General features: G+C 42.0%; 22 protein-coding genes and 1 pseudogene. 5 read left to right on the top strand and 18 right to left on the bottom strand.

Going from position 1 to position 23887, the window contains the following annotated elements; translation table 11 throughout:
- Nucleotides 1-23 precede the first annotated feature (23 nt).
- The 8 genes from ACYTXL_RS21275 to ACYTXL_RS21310 form a co-directional block, all read right to left on the bottom strand.
- Nucleotides 24-674: a DUF4360 domain-containing protein gene (locus ACYTXL_RS21275; protein ID WP_461926467.1), complete on the bottom strand. Its 651-nt coding sequence runs from the start codon at nt 672-674 to the stop codon at nt 24-26.
- A 387-nt stretch (nt 675-1061) separates the two neighbouring features.
- Nucleotides 1062-1694, bottom strand: a complete 633-nt coding sequence (locus ACYTXL_RS21280) for a DUF4360 domain-containing protein (RefSeq protein WP_461926468.1) — start codon at nt 1692-1694, stop codon at nt 1062-1064.
- A 1063-nt stretch (nt 1695-2757) separates the two neighbouring features.
- On the bottom strand, nt 2758-3342 hold the full coding sequence (locus ACYTXL_RS21285; protein ID WP_461926469.1) for a Uma2 family endonuclease: 585 nt from the start codon (nt 3340-3342) through the stop codon (nt 2758-2760).
- Nucleotides 3343-3440: 98 nt separating this feature from the next.
- Entirely contained in the window at nt 3441-4175 is a 735-nt protein-coding gene (locus ACYTXL_RS21290) for an HAD family hydrolase (protein WP_461926470.1), read from the bottom strand.
- A 111-nt stretch (nt 4176-4286) separates the two neighbouring features.
- Nucleotides 4287-5420, bottom strand: coding sequence for a 30S ribosomal protein S1 (locus ACYTXL_RS21295; protein ID WP_461926471.1), 1134 nt, complete (start codon nt 5418-5420; stop codon nt 4287-4289).
- Nucleotides 5421-5713: 293 nt separating this feature from the next.
- A complete protein-coding gene (locus tag ACYTXL_RS21300; protein ID WP_292763946.1) occupies nt 5714-5818 on the bottom strand; it encodes a photosystem II reaction center protein T in 105 nt (34 codons plus the stop codon).
- A 134-nt stretch (nt 5819-5952) separates the two neighbouring features.
- Nucleotides 5953-7482 carry a photosystem II chlorophyll-binding protein CP47 gene (gene psbB, locus ACYTXL_RS21305; RefSeq protein WP_461926472.1) on the bottom strand — a complete coding sequence of 510 codons (1530 nt, stop codon included), beginning with the start codon at nt 7480-7482 and terminating at the stop codon, nt 5953-5955.
- A gap of 426 nt (nt 7483-7908) precedes the next feature.
- Nucleotides 7909-8232 (bottom strand): hypothetical protein, encoded by a 324-nt coding sequence (locus tag ACYTXL_RS21310; protein WP_461926473.1) that lies wholly within the window; start codon nt 8230-8232, stop codon nt 7909-7911.
- A 679-nt stretch (nt 8233-8911) separates the two neighbouring features.
- Between ACYTXL_RS21310 and ACYTXL_RS21315 the strand changes: the two are divergent.
- Together ACYTXL_RS21315 and ACYTXL_RS21320 are read left to right on the top strand one after the other, a co-directional pair.
- Nucleotides 8912-9501: pseudogene (locus ACYTXL_RS21315) on the top strand (ABC transporter substrate-binding protein); the annotation flags it as partial.
- Nucleotides 9502-9531: 30 nt separating this feature from the next.
- The gene (locus ACYTXL_RS21320) at nt 9532-10557 is read left to right on the top strand and encodes an ABC transporter permease (protein ID WP_461926474.1); all 1026 of its coding nucleotides are present in this window, start codon (nt 9532-9534) and stop codon (nt 10555-10557) included.
- Between the two features lie 158 nt (nt 10558-10715).
- Here the strand turns inward: ACYTXL_RS21320 and ACYTXL_RS21325 are convergent, their stop codons facing one another.
- The 4 genes from ACYTXL_RS21325 to ACYTXL_RS21340 form a co-directional block, all read right to left on the bottom strand.
- Complete coding sequence (locus tag ACYTXL_RS21325; protein ID WP_461926487.1) at nt 10716-11324, bottom strand: hypothetical protein; 609 nt, start codon at nt 11322-11324, stop codon at nt 10716-10718.
- A gap of 195 nt (nt 11325-11519) precedes the next feature.
- The gene (locus tag ACYTXL_RS21330; protein WP_461926475.1) at nt 11520-12635 is read right to left on the bottom strand and encodes an ABC transporter permease; all 1116 of its coding nucleotides are present in this window, start codon (nt 12633-12635) and stop codon (nt 11520-11522) included.
- A 415-nt stretch (nt 12636-13050) separates the two neighbouring features.
- Entirely contained in the window at nt 13051-13911 is an 861-nt protein-coding gene (locus ACYTXL_RS21335; protein WP_461926476.1) for an Npun_R2479 family HD domain-containing metalloprotein, read from the bottom strand.
- A 63-nt stretch (nt 13912-13974) separates the two neighbouring features.
- Nucleotides 13975-14403 (bottom strand): hypothetical protein, encoded by a 429-nt coding sequence (locus ACYTXL_RS21340; protein WP_461926477.1) that lies wholly within the window; start codon nt 14401-14403, stop codon nt 13975-13977.
- A 299-nt stretch (nt 14404-14702) separates the two neighbouring features.
- Here ACYTXL_RS21340 and ACYTXL_RS21345 point away from each other — a divergent pair, with 299 nt between their 5' ends.
- On the top strand, nt 14703-15971 hold the full coding sequence (locus ACYTXL_RS21345; RefSeq protein ID WP_461926478.1) for a glycosyltransferase family protein: 1269 nt from the start codon (nt 14703-14705) through the stop codon (nt 15969-15971).
- A gap of 329 nt (nt 15972-16300) precedes the next feature.
- Nucleotides 16301-16459 (top strand): hypothetical protein, encoded by a 159-nt coding sequence (locus ACYTXL_RS21350; RefSeq protein ID WP_461926479.1) that lies wholly within the window; start codon nt 16301-16303, stop codon nt 16457-16459.
- A gap of 2 nt (nt 16460-16461) precedes the next feature.
- On the opposite strand, the gene ACYTXL_RS21355 is transcribed toward ACYTXL_RS21350, so the two are convergent.
- From ACYTXL_RS21355 to ACYTXL_RS21380, 6 genes are all read right to left on the bottom strand, one after another.
- Nucleotides 16462-16848, bottom strand: coding sequence for a hypothetical protein (locus tag ACYTXL_RS21355; protein WP_461926480.1), 387 nt, complete (start codon nt 16846-16848; stop codon nt 16462-16464).
- Between the two features lie 250 nt (nt 16849-17098).
- Nucleotides 17099-17329, bottom strand: coding sequence for a hypothetical protein (locus tag ACYTXL_RS21360; protein WP_461926481.1), 231 nt, complete (start codon nt 17327-17329; stop codon nt 17099-17101).
- Nucleotides 17326-19962, bottom strand: coding sequence for a DNA mismatch repair protein MutS (gene mutS / locus ACYTXL_RS21365; RefSeq protein WP_461926482.1), 2637 nt, complete (start codon nt 19960-19962; stop codon nt 17326-17328). The genes ACYTXL_RS21360 and mutS overlap by 4 nt, the downstream gene beginning before the upstream one ends.
- Nucleotides 19963-20206: 244 nt before the next feature.
- Nucleotides 20207-20905 (bottom strand): IS630 family transposase, encoded by a 699-nt coding sequence (locus tag ACYTXL_RS21370; protein WP_461926483.1) that lies wholly within the window; start codon nt 20903-20905, stop codon nt 20207-20209.
- Between the two features lie 347 nt (nt 20906-21252).
- Nucleotides 21253-22701 carry a GTP-binding protein gene (locus ACYTXL_RS21375; protein WP_461926488.1) on the bottom strand — a complete coding sequence of 483 codons (1449 nt, stop codon included), beginning with the start codon at nt 22699-22701 and terminating at the stop codon, nt 21253-21255.
- Between the two features lie 136 nt (nt 22702-22837).
- Entirely contained in the window at nt 22838-23143 is a 306-nt protein-coding gene (locus ACYTXL_RS21380; RefSeq protein WP_461926484.1) for a hypothetical protein, read from the bottom strand.
- Nucleotides 23144-23483: 340 nt separating this feature from the next.
- On the opposite strand from ACYTXL_RS21380, the gene ACYTXL_RS21385 reads away from it, so the two are divergent.
- A complete protein-coding gene (locus ACYTXL_RS21385; protein WP_461926485.1) occupies nt 23484-23732 on the top strand; it encodes a hypothetical protein in 249 nt (82 codons plus the stop codon).
- Nucleotides 23733-23887: the final 155 nt, after the last annotated feature.

The raw sequence follows: 23887 nt of genomic DNA on the forward strand, positions 1-23887 counted from the left end.
AAGAAACCTCACAAGGATTAAAATCAAGTTTGATTTGTAACACAAGGAGTAAAATCAAACTTTATTTGGAACAATACAGGACCAATTGTTGTGTCAATTGTATCAATTCTGATTTGGGTTTCTTCATTTACAGATATATCTTTAGCTCTTGCCGTCAGAGTTGAATTGATGCCAAAAATCGAACTCACTGGTTTATTACATGCATTTATTGTGCCTAATGTAATATCTACATCTTTGCTCCAAACATCTGAGAAACCTGACTTAAACGTTGCGTTTGGATTATCGTTAGTTTGAACTTCTTGACCTTGAAAGAGTATTTTAACGTTCAGGTCAGCGCTGCCTTTTTTAGGCACATCTGCAAAGCCAATATACTTGACATTAATCGGCTGAACGTTCAATCCAGAAGGTACATTCAGACCGATCCGCAGATTGCAGGATTTTGATACAACCTTAGGAAGTGAAGCTAAAGCTTCAAAATCAGAAAATGTTATTGAAAGAGTATCTCCATTCAAAATTCCCTGTGCTTTTCCCCGTGGACAACCATTTCCTACAAGAGTTACCGGAATTTTTTGAAACTCAAATCCTTCTTGTGATTGAGCCTGTACTTGAGACAAACCCAGAACATTTAAACTCAGTAGCGTCAAACTGGAAATCAGACCACTTAAAATTTTCATCCAATCACTCCGCGAAAATGTGTAATTTCCTGTGTACATTAAGCTGCAACTGAAAATTCCCTAAGATACTTCTAAACAAAGGAATTTCCCCAGCAGCCTCTCTAGGTTTTGGGGATTTATAGCAATTCTTAATTGTGTTTAATAGGCTCTAGTTAAGGTAGACAGAAATAGGAAAAAAAAGGCATTTCTGACTATTAAATTATTTATTAGCGTATTTCATTTATTTAAGAATTGCTATTTTGTTGCCAATACTATTTCTGAAGACAGATAGTCAAAGATTTCTTCAGAGCGATTGCAAGAAATCTTTCCAGAAGTTGATAAAGCAGCTTTAGAGGGTTCAGCTTTTATAAAAAACTAAATGCAAAACTTACTCTGCATTTAAAAAACCTAACAAGGTTTAAAACCAAACTTGATTTGGAACAATACAGGACCGATTGTGGTGTCGATTGTATCAATTCTGATTTGAGTTTCTTGATTTACAGGTATACCTCTAGCTCTTGCGGTCAGATTGGTATTGATACCAAAAATCGAACTCACTGGGTTCTTACAGGCATTTATTGTCCCTAATATAATACCTACATCTTTGCTCCAAACATCTGAGAAGTTAGGCTTAAACGTTGCGTTTGGATTATTGATAGTTGGAATTTGTTGACCTTGAAAGAGTACTTTAACATTTACGTCAGCACTGCCTCCTTGAGGCACATCTGCAAAGCCAATATACTTGATGTTAATTGGCTGAACGTTCAATCCAGAAGGTACATTCAGACCGATCCGCAGATTGCAGGATTTTGATACAACCTTAGGAGGTGCAGCTAAAGCTTCAAACTCAGAAAATGTTATTGAAAGAGTATCTCCATTCAAAATTCCCTCTGCTGTTCCGGCTGGGCAACCATTTCCAAAAAGAGTTACTGGAACTTTTTCAAACTGAAATCCTACTGGTTGAGCCTGTACCTGAGACAAACCCACAACATTTAAACTTACTAGCGTCAAACTGGAAATAAAAGCAGTTAAAATCTTCATACAAGGACTCCGCTAAAACCTGTAATTGCCTCTGGACATTAGCTGCAACTGAAAATTCCCTAAGACACTTCTAAACAAAGGAATTTAACCCAGCAGCCTCTTTGGGGTTTGGGGATTTATACCAATTCTTATTTGTCTGCAATACGCTTTGGTTAAGGGAGACAGAAAATAATAACAAATAATGAATTTATTTTCTGGCTCCTAAATTATTTATCAGCGTATTTTATTTATTTACAACTATTTTCAGGTAAATAGACCACGCGGTAGGGGCACAGCATGCTGTGCCTACGACAGATGTGGTTCAAATACATGAAAACTGCTGTAAGAATTGACATAATAAGAAGCTGTTAACAATCATACTGTAACATGATAACTACATTGAATCTCTCCAAAGAGATATGTTTTGTAATTATTTACACAAATTAACTAATAGCTGACGATTAGCTCATTTTTTATAAAGTTAAAAGAAGGGTTGGCTAAAACCTAGACTTTTTTAAAAGATGGGAAATTGACAGCTAGCAACGTATCCAGCTTTTATTTTTTAGCAGTGGCAATACAATTAGCGTAGGCGCAGCCCAATCTAGGCATCGCTAACTTAAAATCATCAAAGTCGGTATAGTATTTTGAATACAAGCATTCATTTCTGACATAGCACAAAAAGTGTTCAATCAAGTTAAATTTTGGTGAATATCAAATTAAGTTTTGGTGAATATGAAGGGAAGTAACAGAGTTCTATACCCAGTTTTTTGGCCTATGTTTGAACAAGTTGGCACAACTGAAATTTGGCGTTATCCAGAATAAGTTTTATCAGTAGCTGACAAATATTTTCCTTTTTACCTAAGAGGTTGTTTGAAAAGTGTTTAACTGTAAGTTTAGGCACTTTCAGATCCCCCCTAACCCACGCCAGGTGCTTCTCCCAAGGGGAGACGCTGCGCGAACAAGTCGGGGGAGCCGCCCAACGCACTGGCTCCCCTTAAAAAGGGGGGAACCGGAATCAAAGTCCCCCTTAAGAAGGGGGATCTAGAACCTTTTGCTACCGACAAGAGGACTTTTCAAACATCCTCTAAGTTACTCTCAACAGTGGTAACATTTCCAAAACTGCAATGCTTAAATCAGGAAACTGTACAGGTGAAATAATCCCATCTGCCTCTACAATTACTTGACTTTGATAGCCATCCTCAGCCGGTTCTCGAAAGACGTGCAATTGCCGGCCAATCACATCTACCACCCAATAATCTATAATTCCCGCCTTTGAGTAAGCTTTTCCTTTAGTTTCACAGTCTAGTTTAAAGCTGCTATCTGCTACCTCAATAATTAAATAAACTTCAGAAGGGGTAGGATGGTGGTCTGCATAGTCCAGTAGATCTACTTTAACGACAGCAATATCCGGTTCTGGTTCAGACCGTTCATTTAACTTTACTGGGTCTTGAATGGATACCCAAGCCCGATTTCCTAACCTATTTTTCAGTAAGTAGTCTGTTCTTCCCACTGCTGACCTATGGGCTGTCCCTTTTGCAATCATCCAGATAATCTTTCCTTCTAGGAGTTCCACTCGTTCATCTGCACTAAAAATCCCAGCGTCAGCCATCCGGTGGTATTCCTCTACTGTCCACAGGCGCAGTTTTAACGTCGTTTCTGTGTTTTGCATGGCTTGTTTAGCAACTGTGAGGAGCAATTAATATCCTACCATCTTTAACTTGACATATCAGAATTAGTATGATATCGGCAAAATATTTTGCTTATAAATTAATCCTCTAAAATCTGGATTTCATCAAGTTGATTAATCACCACATCTGCACCTCGGACATTATCTGACTTACCTACCCAAGTGATACCAATACAACCTGCGGCTTTAGCATTACGCGCCATTTGCATATCACCAACTGAATCACCTACCATCAATGTAGCTCCTGGTTCGACTTTCAAAGCTTGGCAAGCCTGCAAAAATAGCACTGGATCTGGTTTACTCGGTCCCTCATCGACTCCCATTTCCAACTGGATATAATCACTTAATTGGTGATTAGCGACAAACTTACGTACTTCCTCAGTTGTCGCAGCTGACAGGATACCGAGTTTTAGTCCGCCTTCTTGCAGGGATTTCAAAACTTCTAAGCTACCCACAAACAGTGGTGAAGGAGTTTGTCCAATGTATTTTTCCGCTTCATCCAAAGCTTGACGGGCTATTTTTAAGGACTCAAACCAACCGCTACCAGTTTCGGCAATATATGCCGCAGCCGCAACTTCTGTTTCACGGCGGCTTGCTACTGATATTAAACCTGCCACATCTAGAAGATTGCCATTGACACCAAATGCCATTAATAGGGGTTCCCCAGTTCCAGGGATTTGAGCATCTATTAATCTTGCTGCTTTTTGTGCGAGCGATCGCAAATACGTTTCAGAATCTTCTAGAGTACCGTTTTTGTCAAACAAAATTGCCTGGATATTATTAAAAATGATATTTCTACATTTAATGGTTGCCACAATCTTTAACTCTTAACTTTTACTGATTCTCCACAGAAAAAAAGAGGGAAAAACCCTCTTTATAACATGATGTGATACTCTTACTTAAAGACAAGTAAAGCTATAAATGTATTACTCTTGAATAGCTACTGGAATTTCTTCTTCAGTTTCCGTCGCTGCTGGAATCTCCTTTTCAATTTCCGCAACTACTGGAATTTCTTCTTCAGTCTCCGTCGCTGCTGGAATCTCTTCTTCAATTTCCGCAACTACTGGAATTTGTTCGTCAAGTTCTGCTGCTGGTGGAACTTCTATTTCTTCGTCTGCTACAACTTCCGCAGGTGCAGCCGGCGCAGCAGTAGCACCTTGCTGCTTGGCTAACTGCTGTTCACGATACTTAGCAGCCATTTCTTCTGCCTTATCGTAAACCAAATCCCGGTTTTTAATCATGTCGCCGGGTTCGGGTTCTAGCTGCTTGGTAGATAGGGAAATCCGACCCCTTTCCGCATCCAAGTCAATGATCATAACTTTCAGTTCATCATTGACATTGAACACGCTGTGAGGCGTATCAATATGTTCGTGGGAAATCTCAGAAATGTGCAGTAGACCACTGACGCCACCGATGTCGATGAAAGCACCGTATGGCTTGATGCCACGAACAGTACCAATTACTACTTCGCCGACTTCTAGGCGGTTCATCTTGCGCTCAACCAACGCCCGACGATGAGATAGAACTAGGCGATTACGTTCTTCATCCACCTCTAGGAATTTCAATGGCAGATCCTCGCCTACCAATTCTTCTTTAGGTTTGCGGGTACTGATGTGGGAACCTGGGATGAATCCACGTAATCCCTCAATCCGTACTAATGCTCCGCCGCGATTGGTTGCAAATACGCCAGAACGTACAGTAGCATCTTCTGCTTGCAGCTGTCGCACGCGCTCCCAAGCCCGCATATATTCAATACGGCGAATGGAAAGGGTTAATTGTCCATCTTCGTTTTCATCGGTAAGGATGAAAAATTCCCGCGTTTCGTTTGACTGTAAAACTTCTTCCGGGCTATCTACCCGGTTAATAGACATTTCTTGTATAGGTATATATGCTGCGGTTTTAGCACCAATGTCAATCAGAGCGCCGCGCGGCTCTATACTGAATACTGTTCCTGGTACAACATCACCAGGGCTAAAATGATAATCGTATTTGTCAAGTAGAGCAGCGAAATCTTCGTGAGTGAATCCAATTTCTGTAGCGGTTAAATTCTGATTGACCATGCTAATTTGTTCCTGGTTCTAGTCTCCGTAAAGTTTGGGCGATAAGCGCGATGTCTTATGCAAGCGCTTTTATGGCAGCTTACACTTAAGACCTTTTTCATCCTAGCGCAGAAAAGCTAGTATTAACACATATCTAGTCCAAAGATCGGAAATTATATCACAATCTTAAAATGATTGGTTATTTACTTAGTAGTTAGAACCAACAAAGGACAAATATAATAATATCCGTTACTACTATCCTTGGTAGCAACGGATATTAATATTAAATCCGCTTAAAGGTCTGGGAATAGGATCTACTTATCTTTTTTCTCAAAACGAGGGGGTTCGCGAAATGCGATCGCAAAAAAGATAGTACCTATACAGAGTGTAAAAATCAAGATGTACGCAACGCTTTCCATATTACGATTTTCTGCCTATCTAGCCAGTAATTAAAGTTATGAGTGCTGTTAGCGGTAGCGGGGCGTTTCGCCCGTGCTGAGTGCTGAGTCAGAGCCTTAACTCGAAACACAGCACTGATAACTCAGCACTTAAATTAGAGAGCTTCCTTCCGGCGGGTTGACTTGTCACCCACTTTCTGGAATAGACCCCATTCAACTTGTTCTTCTAGATCGGCATCAACACCAGCAAATACGTCTCGGTAGATTGTCCGAGCGCCATGCCAGAGATGACCAAAGAAGAACAGCAGAGCAAATACAGCATGTCCAAAGGTAAACCAACCTCTAGGACTGGTGCGGAATACACCATCAGAGTTCAAGGTTTCCCGGTCAAATTCAAAGATTTCACCGCCTTGAGCCTTACGAGCATACTTCTTCACATCGGCTGGCTCTGTAAAGGTCTTACCATTCAGATCGCCACCATAGAAGCTAACGGTGACACCAGATTGCTCAAAGCTATACTTAGATTCTGCCCGACGGAAAGGAATGTCAGCGCGGACAATTCCATCTGCATCAGTCAAAATCACTGGGAAGGTTTCAAAGAAGTTGGGGAGACGACGCACGGTCAATTCCCGTCCTTCAGAATCTTTGAATACGGCGTGACCTTGCCAAGACTGGGCAATGCCATCACCTTTGACCATCGGACCTGTACGGAATAGACCGCCTTTGGCGGGGCTATTGCCGACGTAATCGTAGAAAGCCAGCTTTTCTGGAATCTGCGACCAAGCTGCCGTTAGGCTTGCGCCTTCAGCAACGCTAGTTTGAACGCGACGATCAATTTCCTGACGGAAGTAGCTTTGATCCCATTGATAGCGGGTAGGGCCAAATAATTCGATGGGTGTGGCGGCGTTACCGTACCACATAGTACCAGCAACAACGAAAGCAGCAAAGAAGACTGCTGCAATACTGCTAGAAAGTACTGTTTCAATGTTCCCCATCCGCAGGGCTTTGTAGAGCCGTTCCGGGGGTCTGACTGTCAGGTGAAATAAGCCTGCAATAATACCAACAACACCAGCGGCAATGTGGTGAGCCACAATCCCACCAGGGTTATATGGGTTAAAACCATCTGGGCCCCATTCCGGTGCTACTGCTTGCGCGGCACCAGTTATACCGTAGGGGTCAGTAACCCACATCCCTGGACCAAACAGTCCCGTGAGGTGAAAAGCACCAAACCCAAAACAAAGTAGACCAGATAAGAACAGGTGAATGCCAAACATCTTTGGCAAGTCTAGGGCGGGTTCACCAGTGCGGGGATCTCTAAAGAGTTCCAAATCCCAGTAAACCCAGTGCCATACGGCGGCTAGGAACAAAAGACCGGAAAGAACAATGTGAGCGGCAGCAACGCCTTCAAATGACCAGAAGCCAGGATCAATTGCTGGACCACCAGTAACATTCCAACCACCCCAAGATTGGGTAACACCCAAACGTGACATGAAGGGCAGTACGAACATCCCTTGACGCCACATCGGGTTGAGAACCGGATCGCTAGGGTCAAAAACAGCCAGTTCGTAGAGTGCCATCGAACCAGCCCAGCCTGCTACTAAGGCTGTGTGCATGAGGTGTACAGAAATCAGCCGACCTGGATCATTCAGAACGACTGTATGTACTCGATACCAGGGTAGTCCCATTGACTACGCTCCTCCTCTATGAGTTAGTTTACAAAGCAATTTTCTTACTGAGGTTCTGAGAGACGAAAGCCGTCACTCAGAAAACTCTCTCTTGTTTTTTGTTATTGCCAGAGCCAGAGTCTTACCACAGCTTAATCTTAAAAGTCAGACAGCGTAGGTGTTTTGGCAATGCTTACTCGCTTTGGGAGGTTTACCCCGTAGGGTAGCCATCGCCTAAGCAAAAATGAGAATGTTTTAAAAAGTGTAACTATTGATGGAATTGTTTGCAAGCGTGTAAATTGATGCGATCGCGTAGCATCTGAAAGTTTTTTCGCTACCAATCACTAGTCGGGGATTAAATTTGCTTATATTTTCTTTACCAGGAGAGACAAGGGGGAATTATTGAACAAGTCTCTCCCTTGTCTCTTTTCCACGCCCAATGCCCTACTAAACCACCAACTGGATATTTTGCAATTGACACTTCGCCTCAGCCGTACCCAGGCGTTCAATTACCTGTTCAGCACTCATCAGACGCTTGAGTACTACTTGGCCTATGGCTTTACTGGCAATTACTGGTGTTGTTGGCTTGACTTCTACGGTTAAAATGGCTTCTTCAACTCGATAAAGCCATAGCAATTCGTTTTGTTCGACTAAACAAATATTCATTTGCTGAATATCTGGTTGGCGTCGCCATGCAGTTATTTGCCATAGTCCATCAGATGCCCAGACTCTAGCAACTGTCCATCCCTCAGATAGAAAGAAATACTTCACGATCTTAGTCTCACTGTTTGGACTTTCTATTTGCTATTTACCATATCGTACATATCTGATTTGTTAATGTATAACTAATAATATTTTAAATTAAGGCTATCTAATTTAGTGTCCACGTTTTAATAGCAAAAATCATTATTTACATCAGATGACTCAGTAGAAAAAATAACAAGTTCATAACATCTGATCTCAACCTACTAATTTGATTCTTTTGTCAACTTTGCAAAAGAATCAAATTTCTTATAACTTATGATAATAGCGATGCAATTAGAGAACTATATGACTGGGCATTGGAAATACACGACAAAGAATGAAATTATACAATTAATAGAACCGATGATCAAAAAAATGGAAAAAGAAAAAAAGATAACTTTAAAGGCGAACGATATAAGGGAAAAGAATTTTTTATATTAAAGTACTGTTCTCTTAACTCTACGCATCAAAAGATAGTATTAAACTTAATGTATGGCAAAATTCTACATACTATAGTTAGCATTTAAGAGAATCAACTATCACAACTTTCTAAGTATTTTCATTTAATAATCTCAAATATATCTATTTATTAGAGCAAAACCCTGTATCAAAAGTGGGCACATTAGTAATTAATTGTAATAAATGCTATAAAACTAGCGAAGATATAGTATAATCACTGACCGATCATTACATAAAATTTAACTCTATGACCTGGTTTTCCTTGTCCGTGAAACGGTGGGGTAGAATTACACAATTCTTATCTTTGTTCTGTCTATGTTTATTATTAGTTGTTAGTTGCGCTCTTCGTCCACAGCCAGCTACGCCACCATCCGGTTCTGTAAATAGCCCTACAGGTGATGAGCAAAGCCAAGAACCCTTGATCCGGCTGATGCTTATGAGTTAGCATCTTTAGGTTTGGTGTTTAATATGAGCGATCGCCTCTACACCTACGAATCAGGAAGCACAGAAATTAAGCCCCAGCTAGCTACAGCATTACCGAAAGTCAGTCAAGATGGCTTAACTTATACCATTCCGTTACGTCAGGGAGTCGTTTATCACGATGGAACTCCCTTCAATGCTAAAGCAATGGCGTTTACCATCCAGCGCTTTATTGAAAATAAAGGAAAACCCTCATTCTTACTAGCTGATATAGTAGATTCGGCAAAAACTACAGGCGAGTATGAGTTAACAATTAAGCGGCAAGCGATCGCAGCTGAGGGTAGTGTAGTAAGTTATCTGGTATTAAACCGGAATCAAAAGCCTTTAGATAAATTAGAGGTAAGACAAGCGATCGCCTCAATAATTCACCTTAACTCCTAACTAAATATGTCTCGCTCTAAAGCTTTACAATATTACATTGTTTCTCGATTGCTTCTCGCGCCACTTCAGCTATTAACGATTATCACCATTGTATTTCTCTTACTAAGAGCAACACCAGGAGATCCAGCAGATGCAATTCTCGGTGGACGTGCGCCAGAAGCAGCTAAAGAAGAATTGCGAAAACAACTAGGTTTAAACCTTCCTCTGTGGCTACAGTACCTAAACTATTTGGGAAGCATACTGCGTTTTGATTTGGGAACCTCTTTAATGAGTCGCGGAGAGAATGTTTGGGACATAATTGCGCAATATTTCCCGGCGACGGTGGAGTTAGCAGTATTTAGTATGGCCGTTGCACTCATCGTCGGAATTGCGGTTGGGACTCTTTCGGCTTCCCGTCCTGGAACATATTTTGATGTCGGGGGGCGCTTATTTGGTATCATCACCTACGCACTCCCCATGTTTTGGGCGGGAATGCTTTTGCAGTTGATTTTCTCAGTCCAATTGGGTTGGTTTCCTAATTCCAATCGCTTTCCGCCTAATCTTCCGGCTCCCACGACTGTAACAGGATTGTATACAATTGATAGCTTACTCGGTGGAAACTTTACCCAATTTTTCACATCTTTGCACCATCTTGCGTTACCGAGTCTCACACTAGGAATTTTGCTCAGTGGGATTTTTGAGCGAATTGTAAGAGTGAATTTAAAACAAACCTTGCAAGCAGATTATGTAGAAGCCGCTAGAGCCAGAGGTATTGGTGAAAATAAGATTTTAGCCTCCCATGCCTTAAAGAATGCCCTAATCCCAGTGATCACAGTCTTGGGATTAACTTTTGCGTCTCTGTTGGGTGGGGCGATTTTGACCGAAGTGACATTTTCTTGGCCTGGGTTAGCCAATCGATTGTATCAAGCGATCGCCGATCGCGATTATCCTACAGTTCAAGGAGTGCTGGTGTTTTTTGGTGCGATCGTTGTGAGTGCCAGCATTTTGATTGATATTTTAAATGCTTATGTAGATCCGCGAATTCGTTATTAATCTGTTGGACATTTTGTTAAATTTCTTGAGAAATACCACTCAATACGGTTCGGTTAAGGCAAGAGACGCGATAAATCGCCGTCTCTACAAAGCACTGATTATTGTAAAGACGGCGATTTATCGCGTCTTTGTGATCTAGAATCTGTCATGAAAAAACCTTATCCGAACCGTATTGAAATACCACTGGCTAAAATCCCAAGAATTTTATTCACATCTTTGAGATAATACTCGCTTAAATCAATGGTCAATGTTTGTGCTTCTAGTTTGAGGAATTGCCAAATACTGCCCGTTGTGACTGCTCCGTAAATTGTTTTAATCTCACTTGCAGCTTGCTCATTAAAAATTTGGGCTGCTACCATTTCCGCCGCACAGTGACCCAAACCCCCATTTATATTTTCTTTTTTAGCTTCTACAACTGTAATTACTGGTGCTGTCAAAATTAGAATTTCTGGAGATTTAGTAATAATAAAATCACAAGTGCCGTTTAATGCTTTGCTATTGTCGACAGTAAAATCTACTCCAGAAAATAAACTAACTTGTTCGTGTAATTGTCGGCGTAAATCAACTAAAATTGGAGCAATAATTAACTCAGAACGAGCTTTTTCACTATTACTCCCTAAAGCGATCTCCAGGTTATAATTGAGTGTTTCTGCAAGTAAATTACTCGCTGTTAATTCAGGAACAGCAGCGAAAATATCGCGTTTTTCTAATGTGGTTAAACTAAATTCTTGTTTTGCTTTAGCTAAACTAAACTTGCTGTAAGCCATAAAACGAATACTCCCTTTCGTTTTTAAACAGAAGACTGAAATTACCATCCAACATCCAAGTTAAAGTAGAAACTACCGTCAACAATTCTGTTGGTGCTATTTCAGCGATCGCCTATGGCTGGGTATGCCGGAGCATTTGTTATTTCAGCGATCGCCTACGGTTGGCTACGCCGGAATATTTGCTATTCTAAGGGCTTATCTCCGCAAACTACGCGGGTCGAGGGCATCTCTCAGCCCATCACCGAGTAAGTTGAATGCTAGCACTGTGAGGATAATCAGCACAGCCGGCGGCCAAATTAACCAAGGTTGCAGTACTAAAATTGAAGCATTGCTAGCCAGAGAAAGCATATTTCCCCAAGATGGATCTGGTTGTTGAATTCCCAAGCCGATGAGACTCAGTATTGCCTCAGAACCAATAAAGCTGGGAATTGCAAGAGTCGCAGAGATAACTACATAACTAGCCGTTTGCGGTAAAACGTGGCGGATGATGATATAAATTGGGTTCCCACCCATTGCACGCGCAGCTTGGACAAATTCTCGCTCTTTAATTGATAGTACCTGTCCCCGAATGACCCGTGCTAAACTAGCCCAGCTAATCACCGAAGTAATCACCACAATCAGCAAAAAGCGCTGGGTACTGCTTAAACCAGCTGGCAAGACTGCTCCCAAAGTCACCAAAAGATAAATACTAGGGAAGGTCATTAGCACTTCTGCCAAGCGCATAATCACGCTATCAGTCACACCGCCGAAATAACCAGAAATTCCCCCGATGAGCAAACCGAGGGGATAGGTAATGATAATGCCAAAAATCCCGATAAACATACTGATGCGACCCCCATGTAGTAGGCGACTAAATTGGTCGCGGCCTTGGTCATCAGTGCCGAAGATGTTGAATTTTGTGCCACTTGTTGTCCCAAATAAATGCCAATTTAAAGGGATACCAGCAAAGATTGTGACCTCATCCCACTTCGGGGGTAATGGCAAACTCATCTGCAACAATCGGTATTCTGCACCGGAGACAAATAGACGCAGGGGTGAGGGCTTTTTAAAGTCTACAATGAGTTGGCGATCGCCTGTTTCTAAATTCGTGTCTCCCTGAGTCGTCGGATAAACATGAGGCCCGATAAACTGCCCTGACTGAGAAACCCAGTGTATCTTAGTTGGTGGCAGCAGTGAACCATTAGCTTGTGAAGCATAGGGATCATAAGGAGCCACGAAATCAGCTGCAATTACTGCTATGTAGAAAACTAACAGCAAAATTGCCCCAAATCGTGCCAAAGGATTTTTCTTCAGTCGTCGCCACCAATCCATAGTTCTTAGTAGTTAGGAGTTAGGAGTTATAAGTTATGAGTTAGGGACTTCCAAATAAAAAACATCTCAAATTTTTTTGTGGGATGGGTATATCCCCACCCGCCCCACAAGATAGATAATTTATTTCTTGCAAGTCCCTTATCAAAGTTTTATCTTAATTCATAACTCATTCATGATTAATAATTCTTAACTCCCAACTCCCAACTCCCTACTCCTGTACAGACGCGATTAATCGCGTCTCTTCCTACTCCTGTATAGACACGATTAATCGCGTCTCTCCCTACTCCTGTACAGACGCGATTAATCGCGTCTCTCCCTACTCCTGTACAGATGCGATTAATCGCGTCTCTCCAAACTCCCTACTCCTGTATAGACGGGATTAATCGCGTCTCTCCAAACTCCCGACTCCTAACTTTTATAAATAGCGCTGCTGTTCTTGCTGTTGTTTTTCGTGTTCTACAACAAACACATTTGAGTAGAGATTAGCGAGAATTTGTTTTCCCTGTTGTGTCAGTGATAGATAATGCAGTCCCTCTTGGATATAGGGATAGACGCCATTCCAGTAAAACTTAGCGTAGTTATTCCGTAAATCCGCAGGGGTTTTATAGCCCAAAACTTTATTTACACCAGTTTCTTCAAACTCGTAAAATAAAGAAGTAATTTTTTTCAAGTAACGCGGATCGCTTAGTTGCCCAATCAAATCAGCAGCACGTACTAATCCGGCAAAGCACTTTGTCTCTTGCTGATCTTCTGCCGCAGGCACGGGAAATCGAGTCAATTCAATATTGATCTTAATTGCCTCAGCATCTATTAACTTGTGACCGCCAAAACGCTCATCAATAAACAGCTTGGCTCTATCAACATGATACGATGTGAGACTGGCATCAGAAGCGCCAGAAGCTACAGAAATCATTCTGCCATTTTTACCTGTGGCATATAAGCCTGCTGTTTCTCGATCTTGTCGGCAAACTCCTTTAACGTAGCCAATATCATGACACAGCAAGGAAATGATGCAATGCAACCAATCTTCACTGGAAATACCGCCTTCTCTAATGTGTTTGCCACGTAAGATTTCTTGCCCGACTAGGGTGACAAGGACAGTGTGTTCAACATTGTGATAAAGGGCGTCGCTATTAGCAATGTTTTCCAAAGCCATGTTACCAGCCCAGGCGATAATGTCCTGATAATCATTTTTGAAGCAGCCATAGGTGCGACGGTAGCCTTCTCGAATTTCATTTACGAAGGCATCAATTAAAATTTCAGTGGCATTGAACATATCTGCTTACTCTGGTAAATACCAATTATTTATTGATTTGATTTCAAAATTTCATAATCAGGGCTACCTCCCCTGAAATTGAATAACTCCCGTTGCGCCTGTAACCGAGAATTGAGCCATTGCAAGTGTTTTCTGAATGCCGATGCGGGTAGGACTTAGCCTCAAGGCTTTACTTAAGACCAATACTGCGTCATAGCTGGTGGCGCTTCGCCAGGTAATATCATTTGGATCGATTTTCCAGAGGGTTTGAGCTTGGTGTATAAACAAGGAGTTAATATCATTTAAGGGATGCCATGCGATCGCAAATGCCAGACGTTGGATTTGCTGTAGCGATAGACCTTTATCTGGTTTGAGTAAGTCAGCACTGTAGAGACTATCACCCGCAACAATCCAAGATTGGTTGACATTCGACGGAATTACTCCTAATGCATTGGGAATCGCATTATACAATCCTACTCCGGGCAGCAAATACTTCTGTATTTTCCCAGTCACGGCCAGGTTCGAGAATTTAACTTGCAGCCTCCAGCCAAAGTGGATTATCAATCGTCCAACCTTTTTCCTGACGAGCTTGTTTGACAATTTGCAGTCCAGTGAGCGATAGTTTGAGGCTAGGCATTTAGACCAGAGATAAGCAATTCAAAATTCAAGCATTCAAAATCCAGGATTGAACTGCATCCTGACTGCTAACTCTATGCATATTAAATGTGGAACAGGTTATTAAATCTCATCAATAAGCTACAGTATATACCTATAACATAGGAACGAATTAGGTAATATTTGCCTCTTGTCTGATGACTCAAGTAGATATTCTGATCCTTTCAAATGGCCCAGGTGAGGTAACAACCTGGGTGCGTCCAGTAGTGAAGGCGTTGCGGCAAGAACTAGGGGATGATCGTTCTGTGGTGAGGATTTCTGTGGTATTATCACCTTGCTCAAATGCCAGTGGTAAAGAAGCTGCGATCGCTCTTTCTTACCCAGAAATAGATAGAGTTCAGGGAGCAGAGCATTTTTGGCAATTTTTGCTTTCGGGCAAAACATTTGAGAACTGGGACTGGAGAAGTTGCGGTGTAGTTGTTTTCCTCGGTGGTGATCAAATTTTCCCGGTAGTCATAGGCAAAAAACTCGGATATCGCACAGTGGTTTACGCCGAATGGTCAGCCCGTTGGCATAACTGGATTGATCGCTTTGGCGTGATGAAAACCGAAGTTTCTGCCCGTGTTCCCCAGAAATATGCTCACAAATTCACCGTTGTCGGAGATTTGATGGTAGAAGCTACTAGTTATTCGTCTTTGGCAAAGGACAAAGGACAAATGACCGAACTAATAGGCATTTTACCTGGGTCAAAGGCGGCAAAATTAGCCCAAGGAGTGCCATTATGTTTAGCGATCGCCGAATACATCCAGACAAAAAGATCGCAAACGAAATTTGTGATTCCTGTAGCCCCAACTTTGGATTTACAAACTTTAGCTAGTTTTGCCGATCCCCAAAAGAACTCTATTGCTGAAATCTTTGGCTTTAGTGGTGCTTCCTTAATTGTCCCCGAGGATGCTAAAAGCAAAGCATTGCTCAAAACAACAACGGGTTTAACTGTGGAACTGTGGCCAGAAAACCCTGCATATCACTTATTATCCCAGTGCTGCATTTGCTTGACTACAGTGGGGGCAAACACTGCTGAACTCGGTGCTTTAGGAGTACCAATGATTGTTTTGCTGCCAACACAGCAACTTGACGCTATGCGTTCTTGGGATGGTTTACCTGGGTTGTTGGCAAATCTGCCAGGGGTAGGTACGCCCTTTGCTAAGGTGATTAATTGGCTATTTCTAAGATTTGTGAGACGCAAAGGTTTATTAGCATGGCCAAATATCTGGGCACAGGAAGAGATAGTCCCAGAACTTATGGGTAAACTTCAACCGCAAGAAGTTGGGGAAATGGTTTTAGACTTATTAGCCAATCCCGAAAAATTGGCTAAGATCCGCGCTAAACTCCGTAATATTCGTGGTGAAAGCGGTGCCGCGCAAAAATTAGCAACTTTGGTCAGGGAAGAAATTGATAAATTTTGAAAATTATAATTAAGGTAAAATAAAATTGGTTTGTAATGAGCGATTAATCGCTTAATTCAACCATTTTAAGGACTAATTATGACCGCACCATCTAGTATTATTCAACTCATTGCTCATTTTTACTCTTCAATATCTTCAAAATCCCAATAAAAAAGATAAAAATACAGTAAGGTTTTAGATTTTTATTTTAAGAATATTAGTACCACAATGCGAGGAGGCTTTTTTCGCTTTTTTACTCAGTTTATTGAACAATTACCAATTCGGCTGATTGATTTTTCCAATTCTCAAGAAAAAACATTCATAATCAAATAATTCAACTTGTTGAACAAATGCTTCTACTCCATAAACAACTAAATGAAGCACAAACACCGCCAGCAAAAAAAAGAATTCAACAACAAATTCAAGCCACAGATAGACAAATAAATCAATTGGTGTCTGAACTCTATGCATTAACTGATGAGGAAATAGTTATTGTTGAAGGTGCATGAATTTAATCAGAAGATTCTCCATCTCTTCGCCCAAGTTCATAAATGCCGGCGGACATACAAGCTAATATACCTGTACTAATTCCCCAGCTATCACCTAAACTAATTTCCAAACCCCAGTTCAATAAAGCGCCAATTACCAAAAAAGGCGCGATGCTAAATAATGAGGCATAGAAAGCGTTTTGGGATTCTCTAGCTTTACGAGTCTTTTCAAATTCTGACTGGCTGGTGTAAAGCGATCGCTCCGCAAAGTTAAACCAGCGATTGAGTTGCTCGATTACCCATTCACTGACTCTGGAAAAACCTAGATATAGCGCCAACGACCACAAACTCGCTCCGGCGATCGCGATCGTGTCTAACTCAAAGCGGAAAGGCAAAATTTCAGTCAGCATCGGTTACGGGAGTCCTGCAAAGGGTCAACTTTAGCTTTTACAGGACTTACGCACTCAAAACCTGAAACCTAGATCCCCCCTAACCCCCCTTAAAAAGGGGAGAACCTTAAAAGCCCCCTTTTTAAGGGGGTTGGGGGATCTCTTGTGCGTAAGTCCTATTTTAGTAGATGCTAAATAAACCTTTTGTGCAATTTTAACTATAAATACTAACAATATTTCAAGTACTTTGCAACTCTCCTGCTCCTTTAAGTTAGGATACTAAGCAGTTTTGTTCACCTAAGCGTTGCCAAGCTTTCCGAATATGTTCGGGTTTAAATAACTTGCGTTTACGTACACCGAAGGGGTTGCCGCAGGCATTGCTCCATTTATGCACAAGAGCGATCGCTTCTTCACTATCTTTTGCTGGGTTGGGGTGTTTGGTGGCAACCCAGTGGACTGTCGCTAATAATTCCATCCCATAAGGCGTTTCAAAGCCATTCAATCCAGATTTTGCAGCCCCATCGCAATCTTACTGTGTTTTTCAATTTGCCCCATAACTTGTTTTGCCCGTTGAATCACCACCGCAGGCAAACCCGCCAACCGTCCCGCCTCAATCCCATAAGATTTATCAGCACCTCCCGGTTGGACTTGATGCAAAAAGATAATTTGATCAGGTAATTCTTTGACTGTCACCTGATAGTTAGCCACATTCGGCAAAATGCTGGCCAGTTCATTCAATTCATGATAATGAGTAGCAAAAATCGTTCGCGCCCGAATATCCACTGCTATATATTCCGCCACCGCCCAAGCTATAGAAAGACCATCAAATGTCGCTGTCCCACGGCCAATTTCATCTAATAACACCAGCGACCTAGATGTGGCATGATTGAGAATATTTGCCGTTTCATTCATTTCCACCATGAATGTAGATTGACCAGTTGCAAGATCATCTACTGCACCTACACGGGTGAAAATGCGATCGCATATTCCCAATCTGGCAAACCTAGCTGGTACAAAACTACCAATCTGCGCTATTAACTGAATCAATCCCACCTGACGCAAATAACAACTTTTGCCACTGGCGTTTGGGCCAGTGAGGATGATTAAATCAGGATTGTCATTTGTCCTTTGTCCTTGGTCATCTGCTAATGACATAGGCGCTTTGCCTTCCCGCAGGGTATGACTAATAACTAATGACTCTTCTCCCAATTGAGTCGAATTCGGCACAAAGAAACCCGCAGGTAAAGACTGTTCCACCACTGGATGACGCCCATCAGCAATGTTTATCTCCCTTCCTGACAACATTTCTGGACGACAGTAACCTTGATGCACCGCCAACTCAGCTAAACCACACAACACATCCGCCGCCGCCACTGCACGAGACAGATTGCGAATTACCTCCGCCTCTTGTGCTACCTCTTCCCGCAACACCGTAAAAATCTCATATTCCAACTGATTTAAATCATCCCGCGCTGTGAGAATTCGCGCTTCTCGTTCCTTCAAATCTGGGGTAATGTAACGTTCCTCATTGGTCAGGGTTTGCTTGCGAATATAATTAGCGGGTACTTGGTCAGATTTTGTGCGGGAAATGCTGATATAATAACCAAAAGTTTTGTTAAATCCTACCTTCAGTGTCGAAATTCCCGTTTTAGCCCTCTCATCAACTTCTAAATTGGCAATCCATTGCTGATCTGCTTGTACAGTCGCCTTTCTTTCATCCAACAGGGAATTCACACTAGGGCGAATTAATCCGCCCTCCTTGATTTGTATGGGTGGCGACTCGACTAGATGCGCGTGTAACTTTTGTGCTAATTCTTCCAACACACTTGGGAATTTCTGCAAAGCTTTGAGGAAGGGAGAACGCGACTCAGTTAATAAGCTGGATAATTCTGGTAAGCGTGAGAGGGAATCTGCCAAAGCTACTAAATCTCTAGCATTCGCTCTACCAGAACCCGCCCTTCCCGTCAAGCGTTCTAGGTCATAAATTTGCCGTAACAACTGCCGCAAATCTTGACGCAGGGGCGTATTTTCCATCAATTCTTGGATGGTATCTTGCCGCGACCGAATACCTTTAATATCGAGTAGTGGTTGCAATAACCACCGCCGCAAAGCCCGCCCACCCATTGCTGTACTAGTTTTATCTAACGCCCAGAGTAGGGAACCGTGAAAAGTGCCATCCCGGACGGTTTGAGTAATTTCCAGGTTACGGCGGGTTTGATTGTCAACAATTAAGTAGTCGGTAACAGTGTAGCTGCGGAGTCTTTGAAGGGTAACTGGGTTTTCTTTTTGAGTATCTTCCAAGTATTCTAGAAGACCGCCAGCTGCACGGACGGCGAGGGGAAGATGATCACAACCAAGTCCTTCGAGCGATCGCACCTTAAATTTCTGCAATAATCTTGGTCTAGCTTCGGCTTGGGAAAAAGGAACTTGCGATCGCAAACTATAACAAAATGATCGTGGCAAACAATCGGGAAGATGTGGCGAAGTTTCTCCCGGACGCAGCAAACTACCTAAATCGGGCGCATTTGTTGGAACTAACACCTCTGAAGGTTGCAAGCGCATTAATTCCTGTGTCAAATGTTCTAAATCACTGCCTTGAGTTGTGAGAAATTCCCCTGTGGAGATGTCTGCATAAGCTAGACCCCAATGATTTACGGCAATTACTACTGCTGCTAAGTAATTATTGCGACTTGATTTCAGCATTCCCTCTTCCAGCAAAGTGCCGGGGGTTAGGATGCGCGTTACTTCCCGCCGCACCAATCTACCAGCAGCTTCCGAAGCATCTTCCACTTGGTCGCAAATTACTACTGCATAGCCTTTTTCTACTAATAGCGTCGCGTAGCGTTCCCATGCGTGGTGCGGAACACCAGACATCGCCACTCGTCCCTGTTCTCCAGCTTGCTTACTAGTCAGGACTAATTCCAATTCTTGCGCTAGTTTTACAGCATCTTGGAAATAGCATTCAAAGAAATCTCCTACCCGATACAGCAATACGGCGTGAGGATATTTATCCTTCGTCTCGACATAGTGGAGGTACATTTGACTTAGCTTGGTGCGGTCTACCTGTCGATGGTCGGAAATAAAAGTACTCGCGTCGGGTTTGGGAGATGGAGTTTCAGAGTGAGAAGCGGTCATAGATGCTACTGAGTTACGCACGGAAATTCCCCAATATATGATGATAGCTTGATGTTAGAGAGGAATGGCGATCGCTCAAGAATTTTTTACCCTTCGTTATATTGGGACTTAAACAACGACTGCCTTTAACTCTGCATCTGGCTAAAAATAAGTAAAACTTATCAAAATTGGTTTGCTGTCAAAAGGTAATTTATTTTATACACTAAGTTTTGTTTCCATGCTATGGTTGTAAGCTGTAGGACATTTAACTTGCAATAATAACGTTACCCTTATTCTTAACTTTTCTATTCCATTTAATAATTAGTTCATCCTGGTTGAGCAATCTATCTAACAAATCATGCAAATCTTGCACTGATTTAAATAAACGATGTGCGATATATTCTTTTGCCGAATGCCAAACTAATTCAGCTAAATTAAAATCACGGCTATAAGGAGGCAAAAAATAAAGTTGTATATTAGGCATTTCTTGCTCTATTTTTTCTAAAATCTCTTTCTTTTTATGATAGCTGGCATTATCAAGCACAATGATTATCTTGGCTCCCTGGCTATCAAAATCAATTTCTATATTTCCTTGATTTACCCACTCATTTTTTAGTTCTGTATAGAAATTTCTAATCTGCTCATAAAAGCTGATTGAATTCCCCTTTTCAATGAAATAACACCTTCTTTTTTTATCATGGTATCTGATACCACCCATGACATTCACTTTTCCTCTACTCCTCTTTCCAGTCACTTTTTTTATCCGCCCTTTTTTCCCCCAACTTTTACGTCTAATCACTCTCATACTAAATCCACTTTCATCCCAAAACCATACTTGTAGCTTCTCAGGGCTAGCTTTTGAGGCTTCTAAATATCCTTCTAACTTTTCTTGAAATGCTTCTCTTTTATTTGGGTCTTGTTTATCCTCTAGGGTATATTTTGCCCAGAGGTAAGCAAGGTACATTAGCTTACACGTTGGCAATCGCAAGCGTTTCGTCGTCAACGATATTCTGGCAACGGTCAAAAGTCGTCAGATAAGGGATATTGGTTTGAGATAGAATTTGCACAGCCACAATTGAAGGCGGGGGGTAGAACCCCCTGATGATATAATGGTACGTTACACCGCGCCTTTCCGGCGTGGCTCCATTGAAGCTAGGTGAAAATGCGCCTGTCTGGAGCGCTACATCCTGTTTTTACCTATGGCAGGCTACGCATATGCTCAAGGATATTTTACCTTTTTGGCGCGATCGCATCGCCGTATAGAAGGCAGGAAGTATTAATAGAAACTTTTCCGAACACAACTCAAAAAGCTTATAACTCTAACCCTAATTCCTGTCGCAGACGATACAGAATTGTGTTCTGGTCAACTTGAGAAAGAATTTCTTGAATGACGCTGCTAGCGCCCAACTGTCCCCAAGTGCAGCCTTTTTCGAGATACACTTGAGCAGCTTTGCCAACAGAGTATGCTCCATAACCAGCGATACCAGCTTGAGCGATCGCACTGCCAGCAAAGGCAGTAATATTGCTGGGATTGTCAGCACTGGTTATTGCCGCCGTACTCTTACCCAAACCCAAAACTAAACTACTACCTAATTCTAAGAGCAGCAAGCCACCGGAACTAAATAAAATCGTTTTTAAAATTTTCCCGGCTTGGTAGCTAGTCATCGGTAAACCATACAATCTAGCTAGAGCGCGAATTAAAGCCAAATCGGCAACAGTTCCGCCCAGGATATCTAAAAAAGCAATGGGATTGAGCATTACTGCCAAAGCTTTATATTTGGTAAATTGCCAAATGATATTTTCGGCTTCTTGTTGGCGTAAGTCGATAGTTTTTTGAGCGATCGCGGCTTCTGCATCCCGTGCTTGGATCAGTGCATTTAAAGCCAGAAGCGATCGCCCTTCTCGATTCAGAATATTCAGAATTGTCTCTTTGAGTTCATCTACTTGCGGTGGTGGTGTCTCCCATTCGTAACTAACACGACCGTCAGACCACTCAACCCGTACTTCCATTGGTGCTGGTTCCGCCGCCACCATCACAATTTCATCAGGTAGTAGAGGCTTTCCTTGGGGAGCCACTGCGGTCTTCTCCCAAGGGGAGACGCTAAAAGCGATAGCGAAGCGGTAGCGAGTCTGCGAGCGTCTGGGGTTTCCCCAAGTGGAGCATGTGGCGTGATTCCCTGCACCCAGTTGTTGTAAATTTTGGTAAATCGCTCCCCGGTCTGTATCTGGGTATAAATCTATCTTGTTAAACACTAAAATCAAAGGTTTTTGTGCTTGTCGCAATTCCAGCAGTGCTTTATACTCAGTTCGCGTGATATCACCAGACACGACAAACAAAATCAAATCAGCCTGGTGTACCACTTCTCGTGCCATATCCGCTCGTGACTCACCCTCAATTTCATCTAATCCGGGAGTATCAATTAACTCTACCAGCACCTTACCCCCTGGCTGCCAACGGACAGAACGAGGCCATTGCGTGACACCGTTTAGAGGGCCAGTTTGCAGAATCTTGTCTCCCAGCAAGGCATTTAAAACTGCTGACTTACCACGACTCACCAAACCAAAAGCGGCAATTCTAATCACGTTAGAATCCAGCTTGTTGAGTGTGGCGTTCAAAGCTTCCAATTCCGGTTTCACCAAACCTACCAATTCTGGGTTAGATGAAAGCTGTCCTGATTTACGAAGATATCCATACCAAGACAGCGCTTGTCTGAGACTGGCACGGGCGCGATTTAAGTGAGTTTCTTGCAGATTACGCACAAAGTTAGGTTGATTCAAGGTTGGACAAACAACAGGCTACATATCCATTTTGATCTAATTCCCAGGCTATTAACCTGTTTTGTCAAATTAAGCAATTGTTCTGATTCTTTGCATAACTTCTTTGTGCGGTATCCATTCAGAACATGGGATTGTGCTGATTATCCCAACACTTGCCATCGCGCCAGTTTCTCCCAGTATATTCACATTCAGATGCATCATTTATCCAAGGAATCGATGTAGAGTGTTTTGAGGTTCCAATGGAAGCGAATAAGCTAGTAGTGAATAAGGGCAATAAGAAGGATAAAATTATCAATGTACAAATCGGTAGAGTGATTAAATACCCCGTGAGCAACACAATATTACTATGAGTCCAAAAAACTGTGCCGATTTTATTATTTGTTTGGCGACTTTTTAAGCTGGTTGTTGAATTCGATAAAAGCATAATGCAACCCTATTAATGTCAGTTTATATAGCAATCGCATTTGATTTATTAAAAGCCAAACTGACTGAGAGCTAGCCGGATCAGGTTTTGGCTCTCAGTATATTTAGCAAAAATCAAATAGGAGTCCTATACAAGTCTGTATTTCTACATAAAAACATTATTGAAGCTATATACTTTAATGTCAAAGGTGCAAGTAACGACTTCTTGGAACCTTTAATCTTTGGTCGCTAAAAAATGTTTTTAATGAAAATATGTTCAAGTTTTAGCGTAGGCGTAGCCCGTCGTAGACATCGCCCTTACGTAAATCCTGGAAAATTTAACTCATAGCCTTCCGCCGCCGATGCTGGATTGTTATATTGCGATCGCTTTCTGGGTAAACTGGAAATTTTACTTTCTCGTCGCAGCCTTTCAGCACGGAAACCATTATTTCCGACTCGTTGCTGAGTGTATCCCTAATTTGGTTAGCAAAATTTTGCGTGATGCTGGTATGTATGGAAGTAGCGTTAATTCTTTTTTATTATTCCAAGATATCAATTCCTTGGTACTTGCGACATTTGCCATTACCGTTTATGGTCGGGGAAATTTCTAGATTTTGATTACGTGATTAATAGGCTAAGGAACGTAGATAAGTACGAAGGCACAATTAAATTATAAGATAAAACCTCACCCTCAATCCCTCTCCGTGAGTTCGGAGAGGGAAGCCGGAGGCAGAGTAAGGTTTTATATTTAATTTGACCCACTTAC

The organism is Nostoc sp., from assembly GCF_054880495.1.